The sequence below is a fragment of the Streptomyces sp. NPDC037410 genome, assembly GCF_055602235.1.
This window is the reverse complement of record NZ_JBVJWR010000003.1, coordinates 232,692-251,823: the sequence shown is the minus strand read 5'-3', so window position 1 is coordinate 251,823 and position 19,132 is coordinate 232,692. Positions and strand designations below refer to the sequence as shown.

Genomic DNA, 19,132 nt, shown 5'->3' with positions numbered 1-19,132 from the left:
CTCACCCCGCCACCTTCACGGTCGTGGTCGCGCCCCAGAGGGCCAGCGACAGGAAGAAGTCGGTGACGCTGATCAGGACGATGGCGTTGCGGACGGAGCGGCCGACGGCGATGCCGACGCCGGCGGGGCCGCCGGAGGCGCGGAAGCCGTAGTAGCAGTGGGCGATGATCACCATCACGCTGAAGATCAGCACTTTGAGCACCGAGAGGAGGACGTCCGTCGGTGACAGGAAGAGGTTGAAGTAGTGGTCGTACGTGCCCTGGGACTGGCCGTTGAAGAGGACCGTGACGTAGCGGGAGGCCAGGTAGGAGGAGAGCAGGCCGACCGCGTAGAGCGGGACGATGGCGACGACGCCCGCGATGATGCGGGTGGTGACCAGGTACGGCATGGAGCGGATGCCCATGCCTTCGAGGGCGTCGACCTCTTCGTTGATGCGCATGGCGCCGAGCTGGGCGGTGAAGCCGGCGCCGACGGTCGCGGAGAGGGCGAGTCCGGCGACGAGCGGGGCGATCTCGCGGGTGTTGAAGTAGGCGGACACGAAGCCGGTGAAGGCGGCTGTGCCGATCTGTTCGAGGGCCGCGTAGCCCTGGAGGCCGACGACGGTTCCGGTGAACAGCGTCATCGCGATCATGACGCCGATGGTGCCGCCGATGACGCCGAGGCCGCCGGAGCCGAAGGCGACCTCGGCGAGCAGCCGTTGCACCTCCCTGAGGTAGCGGCGCAGCGTGCGCGGGATCCAGAGCAGGGCTCGTACGTAGAACAGGAGCTGGTCACCGGACCGGTCGAGCCAGACGAACGGGGAGGCCATCGGTCTCAGCCTCCCTTCGGCGGGACGATCTGCAGGTAGATGCCCGTGAGCACCATGTTCACGAAGAACAGCAGCATGAAGGTGATGACGACGGACTGGTTGACGGCGTCGCCGACGCCCTTGGGTCCGCCGCGGGGGTTGAGCCCGCGGTAGGCGGCGACGATCCCGGCGATGAACCCGAAGATCAGGGCCTTGAGTTCGCTGATGTAGAGGTCGGGGAGCTGGGCGAGGGCGGAGAAGCTGGAGAGGTACGCGCCGGGGGTGCCGCCCTGGAGGACGATGTTGAAGAAGTAGCCGCCCAGGGTGCCGACGACGGAGACCATGCCGTTGAGGAGCACGGCGACCGCCATGGTGGCGAGGACGCGGGGGACGACGAGCCGCTGGACGGGCGAGACGCCCATGACCTCCATCGCGTCGAGCTCCTCCCGGATCTTGCGGGAGCCGAGGTCGGCGCAGATGGCGGAGCCGCCGGCGCCGGCGATCAGGAGGGCCACGATGAGGGGGCTGGCCTGCTGGATGACGGCGAGGACGCTGGCGCCGCCGGTGAACGACTGGGCTCCCAGCTGCTGGGTGAGTGAGCCGACCTGGAGGGCGATGACGGCGCCGAAGGGGATGGAGACGAGCGCGGCGGGCAGGATGGTGACGCTGGCGACGAACCAGAACTGCTCGACGAACTCCCGGAGTTGGAAGGGCCGCCGGAAGACGGCCCGGCTCACCTCGGCGGCGAGGGCGAAGAGGCGGCCGGTCTGCCGCAGCGCGCCGGTGATCACGAGCCGCTCCCGAGGGCCGGCAGGGTGAGGGTGGGCGCCGCGGCGGTGTGCGCGTAGGTGTCGCGGATGGCGGCGCGGGCGGCGGGCGGGAGCTGGTCGAGCATGCCGAGGACGCGCTCGCGCCGCCGGGTGACGGCCGCGCGGGGCGGGAGGCCGGGCGAGGGTTCCAGCTGCGGGACGATGACGCGGGGCGCCGTCGGGTGGGCGGCGGGGCCGGCCGCCTCGGCGGCGAGCAGGGCGGCGTCCTTCTCCTCGGACATGCCGATGGGGCCTTCGCGGCGGCCGGCGAGGAACTGGGTCACGACCGGTTCCTCGCTGGTGAGGAGGACCTCGCGGGGGCCGAAGGTGACGAGCCTGCGGCGGAAGAACATCCCCATGTTGTCGGGGACGGTGGCGGCGATGTCGAGGTTGTGGGTGACGATCAGCATCGTCGCGTCGATCCGCGCGTTGAGGTCGATGAGGAGCTGGGAGAGGTAGGCGGTGCGGACGGGGTCGAGTCCGGAGTCCGGTTCGTCGCACAGCACGATCTGCGGGTCGAGGACGAGCGCCCTGGCCAGTCCGGCGCGTTTGCGCATGCCGCCGCTGATCTCGCCGGGCAGCTTGTCCTCCGCGCCGAGGAGACCGACGAGTTCGATGCGCTCCATGACGATGCGCCGGATCTCGGACTCCCGTTTGCGGGTGTGCTCGCGCAGCGGGAAGGCGATGTTGTCGAAGAGGCTCATGGAGCCGAAGAGGGCGCCGTCCTGGAACATGAGGCCGAAGAGCTTCCGGGTCTCGTAGATGTCCCGTTCGGGGCTGCTGACCATGTCGACCCCGTTGATGAGGACACGGCCCTGCTGCGGCTTGAGGAGCCCGATGAGCGATTTCAGGAAGACGGTCTTCCCGGTGCCGGAAGGGCCGAGCATGACGCTGACCTCTCCGGCCGGCAGGGTCAGCGAGACGTCCTGCCAGATGTTCTGCTTGCCGAAGGACATGGTCAGACCCTCAACGACTACTTCGATTCCCATCCCACCTCCAGCAAGCGTGCGTCGGGCGTGCGCTGCGGGCGCACGTTAAACCGGGGACGATCACCCGGACAATAGGTGTGGCGCAAAACCCTTGATCCGCTCAGGCGTTTGTCACCGTGCAGACAAAGTCGGGTTCGGTTCTTGTCTCCGCGGAGACAGAGTGCGGCGCCGACCTGCGGCCGAGCGTCGGCTCGGGGAACGTTACGGCCGAGTAACCTCTCACGGCAATACCGGATCCGGAGTTTTCGCGGGCTGAAATCAAGCGCCGGGGTTTTTATCAGCCGAGAGACAATTCAGCCCACCGATCTGTCACCGGCCAGAGCAGCAGGGTGGAGCCACCGGACCCCCGACCGGCCAGTGAGCGAGAATCCGCCTCCCCGCCTTGTCTGATCGATCATAAATGTCGACATTACGCACCCCGGAACCAAGGGGATTCACGCCACCGCTCACCCACTTGACAGGCAATTCAAGCTCTTCAAAGAATCTTGGACTGCGCCATTGTTCAGCTAAGTTTCCCGCAAGTAACGTCTGGTTTCGCGGCCGAGAAATGCGGGGCCGCCGGCCGCTCGACCCCCACCGCGGCCACCCTCTGCCGGTCAATCCCCAAGGAGAGTCCCAGAGCCATGAAGAAGCCGATCAGAAACCTCGCCGTCGTCGCCGGCGCCGCCTCGGCAGCGTTCGCCCTGACCATGAGCCCCGCGTCCGCGGTGGCCTCCACGGTCTGGACCGTCAGCCCGTCCCCGGCCAGCATCACCGCGGTCAACAGCGGGAACATCGTCCTCAGCGTCAACGGCATCGCCATGACGTGTACGAAGTCGAACGGTGCGGGCACGGGTGCGAGCACCACCGGCAACCCGGCGACCGTCGGCACCATCAACTCCATCGCCTTCGGCGCCACCGGGACGCCCTGCACCAGCGTGCTGGGCCCCGTGACCACCGTCGCGACCACCCCGTGGACGATCGTGGCGCAGGACTACACGGCCGCGACCGGCGTCACCAAGGGCTACGTCGGCAACGTCGACGCCAAGGTGACCGTCGGCGCCTGTGTCTTCCGCGTGACGGGCAAGGCGTCCGGCACGTACACCAACTCGACGGGCGCGCTCGCCGTCAACAGCCTGGCGGGCGAGCTCACCGTCGTCTCGTCGACCGGCTGCGGTTCGGCCGTCCCGGTCGGCGCCAAGCCCACCTTCAAGGGCACGTACCTCTTCAAGGCGGGCACCGCGATCCCGACGATCGTCGGCTCCAACCCGTAAGGGCGCAGGAACCCGCGTCCGCCCGGCCGGCGATCCCGGCCGGGCGGACGCGGGCCTGTACGTACCCTTCGCCGGCCTCCTTCCCCTGTCGGCGCACGAACGACCCGAGCGGAGCACCAGATGAAAGGCCCACGGCCCACCCCTCGTTCCTCCCGCGCCCGCGCGCGCGGCGCGACGATCGCCGCGTTCGTGGCGCTCGCCCCCCTGCTTCCGGCGGCGGCCGTCGCGGTCGGGACGCTCAAGGTCGACGCCGCGCTGCCCTACGTGTGCACCCTGCCGTCGGGACCGCAGCCGGTGAACGTACGGATCACGGCGGCCTTCCCCGAACGGGCGGCCGTGGGCGAGGAGATCCGGCCGACCGACGTCACCACGACGGTGGAACTTCCCGCGGCGGCCGTCGCCGACCTCATCGCACTCAGGGGCGCCACCGTACGGGCCGAGTCACGGCTGGCGGTCGGCGTGGCCCAGAACGCGCAGCGCGCGGAGACCACGTGGAGCGGTACGGCGCAGTCGGTCGACGTCCCCGCCGACGGGCCTCTCGTGCTCACCACGACCGGTGGCGTGCCGACCCTGACGACGGACACCGCCGGCGATCTGACCCTCTCCGCCGAGGGTCTCGCCCTCGATCTCGCCCCGAGCACGGCCGAGGCCACGCCCACCGCTCCCGCGTCCGTCTCCGTCACGTGCGTCCCGGGGCAGGCCCCGGAGGGCCGGGCGCCGCTCGCCACGATCCCGGTCGGCACCGACACCGCGGAACCGAGCACCCCACCCGCGTCGCCGTCCGCCCCTTCGGCGCCCCCTTCCTCCGCCCCCTCCTCCATGCCGTCCTCCCCCACGGGACGGACGGTCCCGGTGCGGCCGGGAACGGCGGACGGGACGGGCCGCGCCCCGAAGGGCCCGCGCATCGGACAGCAGGCGGGCAAGGGTCTGAGGGCCACCGACGAGAACACGCCGGGCACCCCGGCGGCCCGGCCGGCCGCACCGCCCTGCGTGACCGAGAAACCGACCCCCTACTCGCTCTCGGCGTACATCACCGGCTACTCCAACGTGCGGAAGCTGAACGGCGCCAACGTCATTCCGGTGTCGTGTGTCCTGATCGAGCAGGGCGAGCCGGTTTTCGACCCCCGGCCGGACGGAAGCTTCCACCTCCTCACTCCGTCGACGGGACACCTCTCCTACCAGGGGCGCAAGCAGACCCCGCCGTTCAAGGCCACCTTCCTGACGTTCGGCTTCGCGCCCGCCACGGCCACCATGGTCCTGGAGCAGTCAGGGCCCCTGACCGTCGACTCGGACGTCCTCCTGGCCTTCCCCGACAACCTCTCGGACACCTACGTCCGCGCCCGTCTCGTCCTACGCGTGCTCGACGTCCGGGTCAACGGCACGCGCCTCGACGTCGGTCCCTCCTGCCGCACGGAGAAGCCGCTCACCTCCCCCGAGCCCGACCCCGCCAAGTACCCCGGGGACCACCTCGTACTCCTGGGCAAGGGACAGCTCATCAACGGCACCGACGCCACCGGTTACGTCCTCACCGGCGGCGGCCCGCTCACCGGCGAGGTGACCATCCCCGCCTTCAAGGGCTGCGGCGCCGGCGGCGAGAACCTCGACCGGCTCCTCACCGCCTCCATCTCCGGCCCCGGCAACTACATCAAGCAGATCCAGGGCCAGACCTGCGCCGTGGGTGTCGACGTGCCCACCGAGGGCCAGTGCACCGAGGACCGCCAGCCGTACGTGGTCCCCAAGCCCGAACGCTGAACCGACCCACCCTGTCCCCCACCCCTCGACGGAAGGCCTCCGCCATGTCCCTCGTCTCCTCCCGCACGAGACTCGCCGCCCTCTCCGCGCTGACCGCGCTCGGTGCCTTCGTCTCCATCGGCACGGCGACCGCGGCAGCTCCGCAGCTGAACGGCGGCTGGGCGCCGTTCGACCGCTGCCCCGTCGACGCCCCCGCGATGGTCGCCACCGACGGTCTCGACAAGTCGCCGCAGTGCGTGTCGTCCTCGTCCGCGAGCGGCTCCATCAAGCTCGGCAACACGACCGTCGTCACCGGGAGGACGAACCTCCAGATCGGCGTGATCCAGAACGCCGACGGCACCAACACCGTCGTCCCCCCGCCCGCCGGCTCGCTCATCGCGGACTCCGCCACCGTGCCCGGCGGCCTGCTCGGCCTGATGTGTCCGAGCGACATCCCGTTCATCACCGACATCTGCCGGCAGCTGTCGGACGCCGACCTCAACAGGATCACCGCCACCGTGGAATCGGTCGGCACGCCCTCGGAGTTCGACCAGATCGCGGGCGTCCTCACCGACATGCCGATCGTGCGGATCCCGGTCCGCATCCACCTCCAGAACCCGTTCCTCGGCAGCAACTGCTACATCGGCACGAAGTCGAACCCGATCGTGCTGCGCCCGAGCAACCTCACCGCCCCGGACTTCTCCGTCGAGCGCTTCGACGGAGACGGCACCGCGAACGAGGAGGGCGACATGAGCCGCCTGAACCTCCTCGGCTCCACCCAGGCCGACAAGACCTTCGCCGTCCCCGGGGCCAGCGGCTGCGGCCTCGGTCTCGGCCTGGTCAACGGCGCGGTCAACCTCAAGACCGGACTGCCCTCCGCCGCCGGCCGGAACAGCATCACCCTCGACAACACCCAGACCTATCTGACCGGCCTCTTCGCCCCCGGGGTCGCCGCCCCCGACGCCGGCACGATCTTCTCGCGGAGCTGGCACTCGGCCGTCAAGTAACGGCCACCCAGGGGCGATTCCCGGCCTACTCCTGCGCCCTGCGGGCTCCGGGGACACCAACTCTTGCGCAAGTTGTGTACAGCACACAGCAGTTGATTTAGCTTCGGCAGTCCCCGTTGGTACGCACCTGACGGCCATGGCGGCGCCCACCCCACGAGGGAGGGCGCCGCACCGCCGCTCCCCACCGGTCGCGCAGGAGAGCAAGGGATCGGTCCATGCCCGCAATCGCACAGTCACCGAACGTCGGCGAGCCCCTCGATCCGCTTCCCCGGGAGTTCGCCGCCCTGATGAGACCGGAGATCCCGGGCCTCATCAAGGAGATCGGCGTGGAGGTCCAGCGGGCGTACCCCGTGTACGCCCATCTCTTCAAGGGGCCCCACTCGGACGCGATCCGCCAGGGTGTCGAGCAGGCCCTCGCGGCCTTCGTCGAGCGGGTCGCGGACCCGGGGCGGAACTCGGCCCTCCGCGACGAACTGCTGCGGAAGTTCGGCCGGGTGGAGGCCTACGAGGGCCGGGACCTCGACACCCTGCAGGGCGCCTACCGGCTGGGCGCGCGCATCGCGTTACGCAGGGCCAAGAGCATCGGGCGCACCTACAACCTCTCCCCGACGCTGATCCTGGCCTTCGCCGACGCCCTCTTCGCCTACGTCGACGAGCTGGAGGCCCTCTCCCGCGAGGGGTACCTCATGGTCCAGGCCCGGGCCGTCTCCGACGTGGTGGCGTTACGAAGACAGCTCCTCCACCTCGTCGTCGCGGGCCCGCCGCTGCCCCGGGCGACCATCGCCGAGCTCTGCCAGGAGGCGTCCTGGGAGCTCCCCTCCGCGTGCACGATGGTGGCGTTACGCCCCCCGGTGGCCGAGCTCGTCCAGGCGGGTCTCGACCGGGACGTCCTGGCCGATCTCACCCTCCCCGAGCCGCACCTGCTGATCCCCGGACCGCTCACCCCGCAGCGCCTCGCGATGCTCGACTCCGCCCTGGCCGGCACCGCCGCCGTCGTCGGCCTGACCGTGCCGCCGGTGCAGGCGGCGCACTCCCTCCGCTGGGCCCGGCGGGTCCTGGCCCTCATCGACGACGGCATCGTCGCGGACGCTCCCCTCGTGCACTGCGAGGAGCATCTGACAACGTTGTGGCTGTTGTCCGATCCGGCCCTCACGGCCCATCTCGCGGCGCGCGAACTGGCCCCGCTCGACGGGCTGTCCGGCACCCGGCGCGAGCGGCTGATCGAGACCCTGCGCGTCCACGTCTCCACGCGGGCCCCCGCCGAACAGGTCGGCGAGCTGCTCGGCGTACACGCCCAGACGGTGCGCTACCGGCTGCGGAACCTGGACAACCACTTCGGCGACCGGCTCCTCGATCCCGACCACCGGTTCGCCCTGGAAGCGGCCCTGCGCTCGCTCCACCTGCACGGCGGGAAGCAGCCGGACTGATCCGCGTACGCCTTCCCCTGGAGAGGGGCCGCTGTCAGTCGCGGCGCCAGTCGGGGTGGACGCGGATCTCGATGTCGTCGGAGGACGGATCGGGTGCCGGGTCGGCGGTGACGCGCACGCTCAGCGGGCGGCCGCTGTCGGCGTCGACGAAGGCCAGCGGCGGGTGGCCGTCCTGGAGGTACGTGTCACCCCACCGGATCAGCGAGAGGAAGACCGGCAGCAGGTCCTCGCCGGCCCCGGTCAGCCGGTACTCGTCGCGCGCCCTCCGCCCGGGCTCCTGGTAGGGGGTGCGCGCCACGACACCGGCCGACTCCAGCTGCTTGAGCGCGCGGGAGACCGAGGGCGCGGAGGTGCCGATCCTGGTCACGAAGTCCTCGAACCGGGTCGTGCCGTAGAAGCACTCCCGTACGACCATGAAGACCGTCCGGGTGCTCAGCAGGTCGAGCACCCGGCCGGCCGAGCACCCGTCGCCGATCGACCACGCGTCCCGGTCGCTCAATCGCTTCTCGAACCTCATCGCCACCCGCCCCGCGTAACTAATGCTTGCGTTACCCAGCCTATCGTGATTGCATCTGACTAACGAGGTCGTTAGTCAGATGGGAAGTGTGCCGTGGTGACGGTGGCGGGCAAGGTGGTCGTGGTGACCGGCGGGCGGCGGGGGCTGGGCGCCGCGCTGGTGGACGAAGTGCTGGCACGCGGGGCGGCCAAGGTGTACTCCACCGGCCGCTCGGCGTACGCGGACGAGCGCCCCCGGGTGGTGCCCGTCGCGCTCGAGGTCACCTCGGACGAGTCGGTGGCCGCCCTCGCGGAGCTCGCCGCCGACGCCGAGATCGTGTTCAACAACGCCGGGGTCCTGCACCCCGCTCCCCTGCTCACGGGTGACTTCGCGCAGGCGTCCGAGACGTTCGACGTCAACGTCTTCGGGCCGTTGCGGGTGGCCCGGGCGTTCGCGCCGGTCCTCGCGGGGAACGGCGGCGGGGCGCTGGTGACCATGCACTCCGTACTGTCCTGGCTTGCGGGCAGCGGAGCGTACGGCGCCTCCAAGGCGGCGGCGTGGTCACTGACGAACTCGCTCCGGCTCGAACTCGCCCCGCAGCACACGCACGTCGTCGGCGTGCACGCGGGATTCATCGACACGGACATGGTCTCCGCCATCGAGCGGAGCAAGGCGAAGCCGGCCGACGTGGCCGCGCGGATCGTCGACGGCCTGGAGGCCGGGGACACGGAGGTGCTCGCCGACGAGGTCAGCGTCGCCGTCAAGTCCGCGCTGTCCGGACCCGTGGAACACCTGGTCGTCCCGGCCGCCGGCTGACCCCCTCACGAAGGAGCGCAGAACCGCCATGCCCCTGTGGACCGTTCACCACACCCCCGGGATCTTCACCGCCGAGGAGAAGCACCGGCTCGCGTCGACGATCGCGGACCACTACGAGAAGGCGGGCCTGCCCCGCTTCTACGTGGTCACGCTGTTCCACGAGACGCGGCCCGAGGACTTCCACGTCGGCGGGGAACCCTCCCCCGCCGGGGTCCGCATCGCCATCGACCACATCGCCCGGCGCAATCCCGACCAGGACAGCAGGCGCAGGACCGCCCGCTGGATCAGGGAGATGCTGCACCCCCACCTGGAACGGCACGCCGGTCTCCACTGGGAGTTCCACGTCGACGAGACCAGCGAGGAACTCTGGATGATCAACGGGCTCGTACCTCCGCCGGGCGGCTCGGACACCGAACGGCGGTGGGCGGAGCAGAACGCGGCGACGCCCTACTGACCGCGGGCCGTGCGCCCGCGAGGAGCGGGCGCACAGCCGCCGAAAGGGGGTTCACCCCACGGGTGCGGTGATCTCCCGCTTGAGGATCTTGCCGCTGGGGCCGAGCGGCAGCGCGTCCACGAGCCACACCCTGCGCGGGTACTTGTACGCCGCCACGCGGTCCTTGACGTACTCCCTCAGCTCGTCGGGGAGGGCCTGGACACCGGGGCGCAGCACGATCGCGGCCGCGACCTCCTCGCCGAGCTCGGCGTGCGGGATGCCGATCACGGCGGCGAGGGCGACGGCCGGGTGCTCGTGGAGGACCTCCTCGATCTCGCGCGGGTAGACGTTGTAGCCGCCGCGGATGATCATGTCCTTCTTGCGGTCGACGATGTAGAGGTAGCCGTCCTCGTCGGCGCGGGCGAGGTCGCCGGTGCGCAGCCAGCCGTCCGGGACGGCCGCCTCGGTCTCCTCCGGGCGGTTCCAGTACCCCTTCATCACGTTCGGCCCCCGGACGGCGAGTTCGCCGATCTCGCCGGGGGTCACGTCCTGGCCCTTCTCGTCGAGGAGCCGTACCTCGACGTCCCGGATGGGGGTGCCGATGGAGCCGGCCTTGCGGGGCCGGTCGGGGTGGTTGAAGGTGACCACGGGACTGGTCTCGGACATGCCGAAGCCTTCGAGGACCGGACAGCCGAAGCGCCGCTCGAAGCCGTGCAGGATCTCGACCGGCAGGGACGCGCCGCCGGAGATGCACATCCGCAGCGTCGAGACGTCCGCGTCCGACGAGTGCTGGAGCAGCGCCGCGTACATCGTCGGCACGCCCTCGAAGACGGTGGCGCGCTCACGGGCGATGGCCGCCAGGACGGCTGCCGGGTCGAAGCGCGGGATCAGGACGAGCGAGGCACCGCTGCGGACGGCCGCGCTCATGGTGCAGATCTGCCCGAAGATGTGGAACAGCGGCAGGCAGCCCACCACCACGTCCTCGGGCGTCATCCGCTGGATGTGGACGGTGTTGACCTCGGTGTTGTGCCGCAGACCGGCGTGGGAGAGGACGGCGCCCTTGGGGCGGCCGGTGGTGCCGGAGGTGTAGAGCAGGACGGCCATGTCGTCGTCGCCCGTGTCGGCGACCTCGGCCGACGGCTCGTGCAGGTTCAGCGTCGCCGCGAACGCGGCGGGTTCGACGGCGGTGTGCGCCACTCCGGCGGCGGCCGCTCCCTGGGCGCCCTCGCCCGGCGCATGGTGCCACTCGAAGAGGCGCACCGCACCGGAGTCGGCGAGGTGGAACTCCGTCTCCCGGGTCTTCAGGAGCGGGTTCATCGGAACGACGACCGCCCCGGCGCGCAGGATGCCGTAGTACAGCACGACGAACTCGGGGACGTTCGGCAGCATCAGGGCGACGCGGTCCCCGGGACGTACGCCCTCGGACCTGAGCAGGGCGGCGGCGCGGGCACTGCGCTCGTCGAGCTCGCCGTAGGTGATGACCTGCTCCCCCAGGCGCAGCGCCGGGCGCTCGGGCTGACGCCCGGCCGTCTCCACGAGGAACCCTGCCAGATTGGCCATGACCCGCCTCCGTTACCCGGAACCACCGACTGTTTACATCGTCGACATCTTGCAGGCGCCTACGGTCGCGGCCTATGGCCGACGTGACAACGCAGGGCCTCCTGGATTGTTCCACGGAACAATACGAGGGCGTTAAGCTGCGGAGATGATCCTTTCAGGTGTGGCGGCGACGCTTCTGGCAGGGCTTCCGGAGCTGGGTGAGCGCATGGCGCTGCGGATCCGCGCGGACGTCGAGGCGTACAAGGACGAGTCGCTGATCCCCCTGGACTCCCTGCGCCGCTCCTGCACGGCCAACGCGGACCTCATCCTGACCCACCTCCGCCTCGGCGGCACTCCCGACGCGAGTTCGGCCCGCGAGACGGGACGGCTCCGCGCCGAACAGGGGGTTCCGCTGGCGGACACGCTGCACGCGTACCGGGTCGGCTCGCAACTCCTGTGGACGGAGATCCTCGCCGAGGCCCGCACGCGCCCCGAGGTGTCCGGCGAGCTGCTGCTGTCGGAGTCGACGGAGTTCTGGGCGCTGTCCGGGCTGTACGCGGAAGCGGTGGCCGTGGCCTACCGGGAGGCGGCCGCGGAGCTCACGTCCCAGGGGCAGGCGCGGCGTTCGGCCCTGGTGGCGGCGGTGTTCACCGGCGTCGTCACGGACCGCACACTGTGGGAGGCCGCCCACGAACTGGAGCTGCCCGAGCACGGGCCCTACGCGGTCGCTGCGGCGAAGGCCGGCGCTCCCGGCGAGGAACCGCTCACCGGAGCGGAGACGGCACTGCGCCAGGCGAACCTGCCCTCGGCGTGGCGACTTCTGCCGGACGAGCAGCTCGCCCTGATCGCCCTGCCCACGGAGGCGGCGGAGACCACGTGCCTGCGCATCCTGCGCCGGACGCACGCCCGTGTGGGTTTCAGCCCGCGCTTCGACTCCTTGCGGGACACGCCTCAGGCGCTGCGCTTCGCGCGTCTCGCGCTGGCCGGGCTCAAGGGGACGGGCGCCGGCGTGGCCCGCTTCGACGACGATCCGCTGGCCATGGTCGTCGCCGCGGCTCCGGCCGAGGCGGCGCACCTGATGGAGGTGGTCCTCCGGCCGGTGCTCGACCTTCCGGCGGGGGAACGCTCCCGGCTCCTGCGCACCCTGGAGCACTGGTTCGCCGCCGCGGGTTCGGCCAGTGGGGCCGCGCAGAGCCTGTTCGTCCACCCCAACACCGTCCGCTACCGGCTGCGCCGCGTGGAGGAGCTGACGGGCCGCTCCCTCTCGGATCCCCGAGCGGCGGCGGACATCGGCGCGGCACTCCTTGCCGTACGCAATCCGGGGGCGCGCTGAGTCGTTGCCCGCGCGTCCTGACCTGTCCGAGGTCGTTGCCCGCGCGTCCTGACCCGTCCGGGGCCGTTCCCCGCGGGGTCATTCCTCGTCGATGATGTGCATCGCGGCCTCCTCCGCGGAGGCCGCGCCTCCGGCGAGGCCGAGGTCCCGGGCGTTCAGCTCCGATCTGATGGAGTGCGCGCCCTCGTCCTCGGACATGAGACGGCCCGCGCGCCGACCGCCGACCTGGTCGTCCAGGAGCTCCCCGTCGGTGTCCGTCGCGTCGCCGAGGCCGTCGCCGTCGGGCAGAGGCGGCTCGGGCTCCTCCTCGGCCAGACGCTCGTCGAGGGATTCGCCGCGCTGCCGTTCGGCCGCGGTCTCCCCCGTGTGCTGGACCCCTCGGGGCCGTTCCGGTGGTGAGTACCCCTCGTCGAGCGGGTCGCCCAGCGGCCCTTCGAGGGTGTCCTCGTAGTCCAGGACACCCGTGTCCTCCTGGACCTCGCTGCCGTCGGGCTGGTAGACGTCATCGCCCCACGCTTCCGGCTCGGTCATGTGGAACTCCGTTCCTCCAGCGGGACGACGGCTCGCGCCCGGGGTCACTCCTCTCGCTCGAAGTCGGCCTCCGCCCGCTCCTCGTCGAGGTCGGACTGTGCCTGCGCGTACAGGTCGTGCACGAACCTCCGGGCGTCGTCGGGCGAGATGCCCGAGCCGAGCCGGAGCAACCGACCCGTCCAGACTCCGAGCGGATCGTCGGGTTCGGTCATGACGCCTCCTGAGGGGAGTGCGGTCGATGCCGGCCGTTTCGGGCGTGTGGCCGATCGTGACGGGGACCGACGGCCCGGGCCGTCCTGGTACCTCGGACCTGCGGCACGAAGCGACCGCAGCCCCCGCCCGGCGGCACCTCACGTCAGTCCGGGTCGCACATCCCTGGTGCGGGGCCTTCGACAGGCGTCGAATCCCTGTTCTTCATTCCATCGTCCCCGCCTCCGGGGCAAGCGCAACCCGATGTGTCCGGCGCGACACGAGCCCCCGCCGTGCCGGCCTGCTAGCCCAGCCACTCCCGCAGCAGCTCCTCCCGCTGGGCCGTGCGGGGCGTGCCGCCCTCCCACGCGCGGCCCCACTCCGACATCGCCGCCAAGGTCGTGGCCATGGTCGCGGCGCCGTCCGTGAGGCGGGACAGGAGGGCGCGGGAGAGGTCGGCCTCGGCCGGGGAGTAGCCGACGGCCGCGGCCACGTACGCCTTCAGCTCGTACGCGCCGTCGTCCGTCTCCAGACCGAGCGTCATCAACGGCGGGGCCTCGCCCAGCACGCCGGGGCCCAGCGTCAGGGCCAGGTTCATGACCATGTCGATGGCCACCTCCGTGACCATGCCGACCTGCCGTTTCAGGGACTTCACCGGGACGTCGGCCACCGTCAGGGCGCGGACCTCCTCCCACAGGTGGAGGCCCGCCTGCCCGTCGCCGAGCGCAACCACGCCGTCGCCGGTCAGACGCACCCCGGGCGCCGAACCGGCCGGCTTCGCGCCCACGTACACATCGCCCTCGGCGATCCAGAACAGGCCCACCATGGTCATGGGTTGCTCACTTCCCCCGACGGAGGCTCGGCGCCGCCGCGTCACATGTGAAAAACGATCAGGTCGCCCTCCGGAACGCGCGAAGGGTCCGGGAAGTTCCCCTGCCGAGCCTTCCCTCCCGGCGGAACCCTCGGCATGATCACCCGCGTACGCCCGCACCCGCCATCCCCACCCGGGCGGACCGCGACCGCATCGCCCCAGGAGACACCGCCCCGATGAACACGCCGCCTTCTCCGTCCGCCGCCACCGAGCCCGTGGACGGGCCGCCCGTCCGCCTGGGTGCGCTCGTCCCGCTGACGCGGCCCGGCTGGGTCGAGGCGGGCCGACATCTCCTCGCGGGACTCGAACTGGCCGTGCGTGAGGTCAACGACGCGGGCGGGATCGGCGGCAGACCGCTGGAGCTGCTGGTCCGTGACACCGCCGCCGATCCCGAGCGGGCCTCGGCCGCCGTGAACGAACTGGCCGGCCTGGGCGTGTCCGCCGTGGTGGGCGAGTACCACAGCGTCGTCGCCCGTGCCGCCGCCGCCCGGGCCGACGCCCTCGGCGTGCCGTTCCTCTGCTCCTCCGCCGTACTCGACGCCCTCACCGAGGAGCCGACGGAGTGGGTCGCGCGGCTGGCCCCGGCCCAGTCCCGCGGCTGGCGGATCTACGCGGACCACCTTGTGGCCGCGGGCCGGAGCCGGATCGCGGTGGCGACCCAGCCGAGCGTCTACTGGGCGACGGGCACCCGCATCCTGCGCGAGCAACTCGCCTCGCGGGGCGGCACGGTCGTCGAACTGGACACGACCGCGCTCACCCCCGAGGCGCTGTGCGACGCGCTCGTCGACCACGGGGCCACGGCGCTCCTCCTGCTGGTCGGCAGTCCGGAACCGGCGGTGCCGATCGTCCGGGCCGTCCGGGGCGACCGGCGGCTCGCGGAGGTGCTGATCGGCGCTCCGGCCGGACAGCCGGAGTTCGCCGGATGGGCGGAGGCGCTGGGCGAGGACGGTGCCGGGATCCCGTTCCTGCGCTACCTGCCCGAGCGCCTGGGGCCGCTCGGCGAGCGCGTCGGGAAGGAGCTCGGCGAGGTGCTGGGCGAAGCGCCCTCCTTCGTCGCCTTCGAGGGCTGGGACACCGTCACCGTCCTCGCCGCGGCGCTCCGTGCCCACGGTACGGACCGGGCGGCCGTCGCCGGGGCGTGGCCGCACGTCGAGGCGGAGGGCACGCGCGGGCCGATCCGGTTCTCCCGTACGCCGGGCGTCGGCGTGTGGCAGTGGACGTGGGCACCCGTCCAGGTCGTCGACCGTGACCCGGCGAACCCGGACCGCCTGCGCGTCCTGCACACCGGCTGAGGGGGGCGGAGCCCGGCGAACCGGGCGCCCGGGACGGAGCCGGCCTCAGGGTCATCCCGATCATTCCCATGGTGCCGACCGTACGGAAGGGCACTGACACCGGACGAAAAGCGTTCTGGCCGCGCTCGCCCTCCGTGCAGGATGTCCCCATGAGTGCTTTCTTCGGTCCGCCCGGTTCCTACCTCATACCACCCGGCGCGCACCCGTTCTGGGACGAGGCTCTCGCGCTCGTCAACCGGGATCTCGCAGTGACCCTGCCGGACCGACAGCCCCTGAGTCTGATGGGACTTCCCGGGTTCGCCGAGGACGAGGCCGAGGACGTCTACGTCGTTCTGGCCAACGGCGAATGGCAGGGAAACAGCCTGGATCCGGAATCGGCGGGCGAGCTCGCTCACGCCCTGTGGGCCGTCACCGACGCCGCGCAGGAGACGGTCATGGAGCTTCTCTGGCAGGCCTGGCCGCTGTGTGACGAGCACGGCCTCGGCATGCATCCGCGTGAGGCGGACGGGCGGTTGTCCTGGTGGTGCGCGGGCGGCAGGCTTCCGGGCGACCCGGCTCACGTCCGTGCGGCCGTGGGCGCTCTCGACACCCTCGTCCGCCCGCGCCGGCCTCGCCGAAGGCATCTGCGCAAGGGCTGACGCGGAGCGCGGGCTCGTCAGGTGATCGGGGTGGTGCCGGTCGCCGCGAGGGACCATTCCCAGAGCCGTGCGGCAGCGTCGGGGGCGACGGCGTAGTCGCGGACGCCGCCGTCGTCCATGGGCTGCCCGGGGGCGGAGACGACTGCGACGTCGCAGTCCTCCAGATAGAGCCCGCCGAGCTCGTCGAGGAGGGGCGAGGTGGCTGCCCACAGGCCGGTGGCGGCGCCCTCGGAGGGGGTCTTGAAGCCGGCGCCGATCACGTTGCCGTGCTCGTCCACCCACCCGCGGTCGATCTGCTCCTGGCGGCTCATCTCCCGCTGGAGACCAGTGATGATCTTGCCGGGGTGGAGGGCGAACGCCCGGACGCCGTCATCGCGTCCGAGGACGTCGAGGTGGACGGCGAACAGGGCGTTGGCGGTCTTGGCCTGGCCGTAGGCCAGCCATTTGTCATAGCCGGTACGGAAGTGCGGGTCGTGCCGGCGGATGTCGGTCAGGGTGTGTCCGGCGGAGCTGTTGACCACGACGCGCGCGCCGTCCGCGGCGGCCAGGAGCGGGTAGAGCTCGCCAGTGAGTGCGAAGTGCCCGAAGTGGTTGGTGGCGAGCTGACTTTCCCAGCCGGGCCCGACTCGTCGCTCCGGGGTGGCCATGACGCCCGCGACGGCCATCAGAAGGTCGAGCCGGTCGAGCCGGTCGCCGATCCGCGCGGCGGCGGCGCGCACGCTGCCGAGGTCGGCCAGGTCCATGGCGATGACCTCGCAGCCCTCCACATCCCGGAGGACGGTGCGGGCGGCGTCGGGACGGCGGGCCGGAACGATGACGCGGGCCCCGGCGGCCGCCAGTCCCCGGGTGGTCTCGAGCCCGAGTCCGGAGTAACCACCCGTCACCAGGGCGGTCATGCCGGAGAGGTCCAGGCCGTCCATGACGTCCTCGACGGCGGTGGTGGCGTAGAAGGGCGTGCCGAGCGGCCGCTGATCAGTGCTGGTCATGCCGCCGACGCTACGAGCTGGAGCGAGGTCTAGATCAAGTCCTAGACTGCGTGACATGACGACCGCCGAGACCCAGGGGAAGCCACTGAGCATCGGCGAGGTGGCCGGGCGGACCGGACTCAGCGTGCACGCCCTGCGCTTCTACGAGCGCGAGGGCCTGCTGGTCGGACCGGTCCACCGCACGTCGGGCGGCCGACGGCAGTACACCTCCTTCGACGTGGACTGGCTGCTGATCTGCGTCAAGCTCCGGGAATCCGGCATGCCGCTCGCCGACCTCAAGCGGTTCGCCGCACTGGTGCGGCTCGGCCCCGGGAACGAGGCGGAACGCCTGCGTCTGCTCGACGACCATCGACAGCGCGTCGACGCACAGATCCAGGCGCTGGAGGAGTGCCGCTCCGTCATCGCCTGGAAGGTCGGCGTCTACGCGGAGCACCTCGCCCGTGGCGAGGCCGCCGGGCTCTGGGACCCGACCGCCTGAGGCACGTACGCCCTGACGCGCAGCAGTTAGGCTGACGATCATGAAGCCTGCCGCACCCCGTGCTGTGACCAGTCCGCTCGCCGTCCTCGACGCCGTGGAGCTGACGGCCGACCCGGTCCTGCGGGAGCGGTTCGCGGAGTCGGCCCACGGGATCCTGTCGGACCTGGTCCGTGGAGGTGCGGCCCTGGGCTGGGTCGATCCGCCGACGGCCGACGAGGTCGCGGAGCTCGTGGACCACGTCCTCTCCGCCGTACGGGCGGGGGACGCGGCCCTCCGGGTCGCCTGCCTCGACGGTCGGATCGTCGGTCTGGGGTACTGGCTCCGCTACGCCCGGCCGACCCATCGGCCGCACGCCGACCTGGAGAAGATCGCGGTGGACGCCGGCAGCCAGGGCCTGGGCGTCGGCCGGGCGCTGACCGCGGCCCTGATCGACGACGCCCGCCGGGCCGGGATCGAGGTCCTCACCCTTGACGCCCGCGGTGACAACGCCAACGCCCTGCACCTCTACCGGTCGTTGGGCTTCACCGAGTACGGCCGCCTGCCCGACTTCGTCGCCGTCGGCGCACGCCGCTACGACAAGGTCTTCTGCATGCTGGACTTCCGGCGGCAGGACTGACCGCGCCACCCCCTACCCGGGTATGAGCCCCGCTCGGCACCGTGGTGTGACGTGGTGGACGGTGCCTCCTCCCTACGGTTCCGGTCGTCGGCAGCGGCCGACGACCACGAGATCGGGGACAGGCCATGTCATTCCTTGCTTCGCGACGCACCCGCAACGAGCCGCCGCGGACCGCCGGTTCACGCTTCGTCTCCGCACGATGCGCGAGCCGGGTCGCGTACGCCGCGGCCCTGCTCCCCGCCGCGGTGGTGACGCTCGGCGCGGTGGCGGCCGGGCGTAGGGACAGGGCGCGGGCCTGGTGGGCCCGGGCCGCCGCGCAGGAAGCGGCGGCGCGGTCGTCGACCCGGGCGCCAAGCGCGTGGCGGCTCACGGCTCACGCGCTGCTGTGCGTGCCGCTCGGGCTTCTGGCCCTGATCCCCGTGGGCATCGAGCTCCTTTTCGTCCTGCGCGGTGTGCTCTACCCCGTCGTCGACCACGGCCCCTACGACCACTCCTGGGGCGGCCCGAGCATGCTCGGGGCGTGGGTCGTGCACTTCCTCGTCGCCGTGCCGTTCGCGGCCGCCGGTCTGGGCGCCCTCGCCCTGCTCGGCCGGCTGCACTCCCGGCTCGCGGGCTGGATGTGGGGCCACAGGGTGGGCGCGGGCCCCGTGCTCGCGCTGCTGGTCTCGTCGGCCGCGGGTGTCGTGTTCTTCATCGCCTGGCTCCACCAGCTGTGAATTCCAGGAAGTGCTCGGACAGGGAGCACACATGGGGGCCCGTCACCATCTTCGGGTGAAGAAGGCCAGGAGCGCCGGTGAGCCAGTGTGCCGGCGTGAGGTCCCGGGTCTCGACGCGCAGGCGTCCGTACGGTGCCGGGCCGGGTTCGCCGCCCGTGCGCGTCGCTCTGTCCATGCGCACAGTCCGCCCTTCGG

The 19,132-nt window shown here is 71.6% G+C and carries 21 protein-coding genes; 12 read left to right on the top strand and 9 right to left on the bottom strand.

What is annotated here, in order from left to right; translation table 11 throughout:
* Nucleotide 1 precedes the first annotated feature (1 nt).
* From ACZ7HT_RS06550 to ACZ7HT_RS06540, 3 genes are read right to left on the bottom strand one after another with little or no spacing between them, the layout of a single operon-like run.
* The gene (locus tag ACZ7HT_RS06550; protein WP_073812955.1) at nucleotides 2-808 is read right to left on the bottom strand and encodes an MlaE family ABC transporter permease; all 807 of its coding nucleotides are present in this window, start codon (nucleotides 806-808) and stop codon (nucleotides 2-4) included.
* 5 nt (nucleotides 809-813) lie between these two features.
* On the bottom strand, nucleotides 814-1,578 hold the full coding sequence (locus tag ACZ7HT_RS06545) for an MlaE family ABC transporter permease (protein WP_471160620.1): 765 nt from the start codon (nucleotides 1,576-1,578) through the stop codon (nucleotides 814-816).
* Nucleotides 1,575-2,585 carry an ABC transporter ATP-binding protein gene (locus ACZ7HT_RS06540; RefSeq protein WP_471160618.1) on the bottom strand — a complete coding sequence of 337 codons (1,011 nt, stop codon included), beginning with the start codon at nucleotides 2,583-2,585 and terminating at the stop codon, nucleotides 1,575-1,577. Before ACZ7HT_RS06540 ends, ACZ7HT_RS06545 begins: the two co-directional genes overlap by 4 nt.
* Before the next feature lie 623 nt (nucleotides 2,586-3,208).
* Here ACZ7HT_RS06540 and ACZ7HT_RS06535 point away from each other — a divergent pair.
* The 4 genes from ACZ7HT_RS06535 (at nucleotide 3,209) to ACZ7HT_RS06520 (ending at nucleotide 8,003) form a co-directional block, all read left to right on the top strand.
* Nucleotides 3,209-3,838, top strand: coding sequence for a hypothetical protein (locus tag ACZ7HT_RS06535; RefSeq protein WP_471160615.1), 630 nt, complete (start codon nucleotides 3,209-3,211; stop codon nucleotides 3,836-3,838).
* Nucleotides 3,839-3,958: 120 nt separating this feature from the next.
* On the top strand, nucleotides 3,959-5,590 hold the full coding sequence (locus ACZ7HT_RS06530; protein ID WP_471160612.1) for a DUF6801 domain-containing protein: 1,632 nt from the start codon (nucleotides 3,959-3,961) through the stop codon (nucleotides 5,588-5,590).
* Nucleotides 5,591-5,634: 44 nt separating this feature from the next.
* On the top strand, nucleotides 5,635-6,576 hold the full coding sequence (locus ACZ7HT_RS06525; RefSeq protein WP_471160609.1) for a hypothetical protein: 942 nt from the start codon (nucleotides 5,635-5,637) through the stop codon (nucleotides 6,574-6,576).
* Nucleotides 6,577-6,791: 215 nt separating this feature from the next.
* Nucleotides 6,792-8,003, top strand: a complete 1,212-nt coding sequence (locus ACZ7HT_RS06520) for a PucR-like N-terminal domain-containing protein (RefSeq protein WP_471160606.1) — start codon at nucleotides 6,792-6,794, stop codon at nucleotides 8,001-8,003.
* A 34-nt stretch (nucleotides 8,004-8,037) separates the two neighbouring features.
* Here the strand turns inward: ACZ7HT_RS06520 and ACZ7HT_RS06515 are convergent, their stop codons facing one another.
* On the bottom strand, nucleotides 8,038-8,520 hold the full coding sequence (locus tag ACZ7HT_RS06515; protein WP_471160603.1) for a winged helix-turn-helix transcriptional regulator: 483 nt from the start codon (nucleotides 8,518-8,520) through the stop codon (nucleotides 8,038-8,040).
* Nucleotides 8,521-8,613: 93 nt separating this feature from the next.
* Here ACZ7HT_RS06515 and ACZ7HT_RS06510 point away from each other — a divergent pair, with 93 nt between their 5' ends.
* Complete coding sequence (locus tag ACZ7HT_RS06510; RefSeq protein WP_471160601.1) at nucleotides 8,614-9,315, top strand: SDR family oxidoreductase; 702 nt, start codon at nucleotides 8,614-8,616, stop codon at nucleotides 9,313-9,315.
* Nucleotides 9,316-9,343: 28 nt separating this feature from the next.
* The gene (locus ACZ7HT_RS06505; RefSeq protein WP_471160598.1) at nucleotides 9,344-9,769 is read left to right on the top strand and encodes a tautomerase family protein; all 426 of its coding nucleotides are present in this window, start codon (nucleotides 9,344-9,346) and stop codon (nucleotides 9,767-9,769) included.
* Nucleotides 9,770-9,820: 51 nt separating this feature from the next.
* Here ACZ7HT_RS06505 and ACZ7HT_RS06500 read toward each other — a convergent pair whose 3' ends face one another.
* Nucleotides 9,821-11,308 (bottom strand): long-chain-fatty-acid--CoA ligase, encoded by a 1,488-nt coding sequence (locus ACZ7HT_RS06500; protein WP_471160595.1) that lies wholly within the window; start codon nucleotides 11,306-11,308, stop codon nucleotides 9,821-9,823.
* A gap of 145 nt (nucleotides 11,309-11,453) precedes the next feature.
* On the opposite strand from ACZ7HT_RS06500, the gene ACZ7HT_RS06495 reads away from it, so the two are divergent.
* Nucleotides 11,454-12,620, top strand: coding sequence for a PucR family transcriptional regulator (locus ACZ7HT_RS06495; RefSeq protein WP_471160593.1), 1,167 nt, complete (start codon nucleotides 11,454-11,456; stop codon nucleotides 12,618-12,620).
* Nucleotides 12,621-12,698: 78 nt separating this feature from the next.
* Here the strand turns inward: ACZ7HT_RS06495 and ACZ7HT_RS06490 are convergent, their stop codons facing one another.
* The 3 genes from ACZ7HT_RS06490 to ACZ7HT_RS06480 form a co-directional block, all read right to left on the bottom strand.
* Complete coding sequence (locus ACZ7HT_RS06490) at nucleotides 12,699-13,151, bottom strand: DUF5709 domain-containing protein (protein WP_471160590.1); 453 nt, start codon at nucleotides 13,149-13,151, stop codon at nucleotides 12,699-12,701.
* A 44-nt stretch (nucleotides 13,152-13,195) separates the two neighbouring features.
* A complete protein-coding gene (locus tag ACZ7HT_RS06485) occupies nucleotides 13,196-13,363 on the bottom strand; it encodes a hypothetical protein (protein WP_471160587.1) in 168 nt (55 codons plus the stop codon).
* A gap of 281 nt (nucleotides 13,364-13,644) precedes the next feature.
* A complete protein-coding gene (locus ACZ7HT_RS06480) occupies nucleotides 13,645-14,172 on the bottom strand; it encodes a hypothetical protein (protein ID WP_471160584.1) in 528 nt (175 codons plus the stop codon).
* A 215-nt stretch (nucleotides 14,173-14,387) separates the two neighbouring features.
* On the opposite strand from ACZ7HT_RS06480, the gene ACZ7HT_RS06475 reads away from it, so the two are divergent.
* Both ACZ7HT_RS06475 and ACZ7HT_RS06470 read left to right on the top strand, forming a co-directional pair.
* A complete protein-coding gene (locus ACZ7HT_RS06475; RefSeq protein ID WP_471160581.1) occupies nucleotides 14,388-15,503 on the top strand; it encodes an ABC transporter substrate-binding protein in 1,116 nt (371 codons plus the stop codon).
* A gap of 149 nt (nucleotides 15,504-15,652) precedes the next feature.
* Nucleotides 15,653-16,141 (top strand): hypothetical protein, encoded by a 489-nt coding sequence (locus ACZ7HT_RS06470; RefSeq protein ID WP_471160579.1) that lies wholly within the window; start codon nucleotides 15,653-15,655, stop codon nucleotides 16,139-16,141.
* Between the two features lie 17 nt (nucleotides 16,142-16,158).
* Here the strand turns inward: ACZ7HT_RS06470 and ACZ7HT_RS06465 are convergent, their stop codons facing one another.
* The gene (locus tag ACZ7HT_RS06465; RefSeq protein WP_471160576.1) at nucleotides 16,159-17,127 is read right to left on the bottom strand and encodes an SDR family NAD(P)-dependent oxidoreductase; all 969 of its coding nucleotides are present in this window, start codon (nucleotides 17,125-17,127) and stop codon (nucleotides 16,159-16,161) included.
* 55 nt (nucleotides 17,128-17,182) lie between these two features.
* On the opposite strand from ACZ7HT_RS06465, the gene ACZ7HT_RS06460 reads away from it, so the two are divergent.
* The 3 genes from ACZ7HT_RS06460 to ACZ7HT_RS06450 all read left to right on the top strand — a co-directional run bounded on the left by ACZ7HT_RS06460 (nucleotide 17,183) and on the right by ACZ7HT_RS06450 (nucleotide 18,937).
* Nucleotides 17,183-17,605 (top strand): MerR family transcriptional regulator, encoded by a 423-nt coding sequence (locus ACZ7HT_RS06460; RefSeq protein WP_471160573.1) that lies wholly within the window; start codon nucleotides 17,183-17,185, stop codon nucleotides 17,603-17,605.
* A gap of 40 nt (nucleotides 17,606-17,645) precedes the next feature.
* Nucleotides 17,646-18,221 (top strand): GNAT family N-acetyltransferase, encoded by a 576-nt coding sequence (locus ACZ7HT_RS06455; RefSeq protein ID WP_471160570.1) that lies wholly within the window; start codon nucleotides 17,646-17,648, stop codon nucleotides 18,219-18,221.
* A gap of 125 nt (nucleotides 18,222-18,346) precedes the next feature.
* Entirely contained in the window at nucleotides 18,347-18,937 is a 591-nt protein-coding gene (locus ACZ7HT_RS06450) for a hypothetical protein (protein ID WP_471160567.1), read from the top strand.
* Nucleotides 18,938-19,132: the final 195 nt, after the last annotated feature.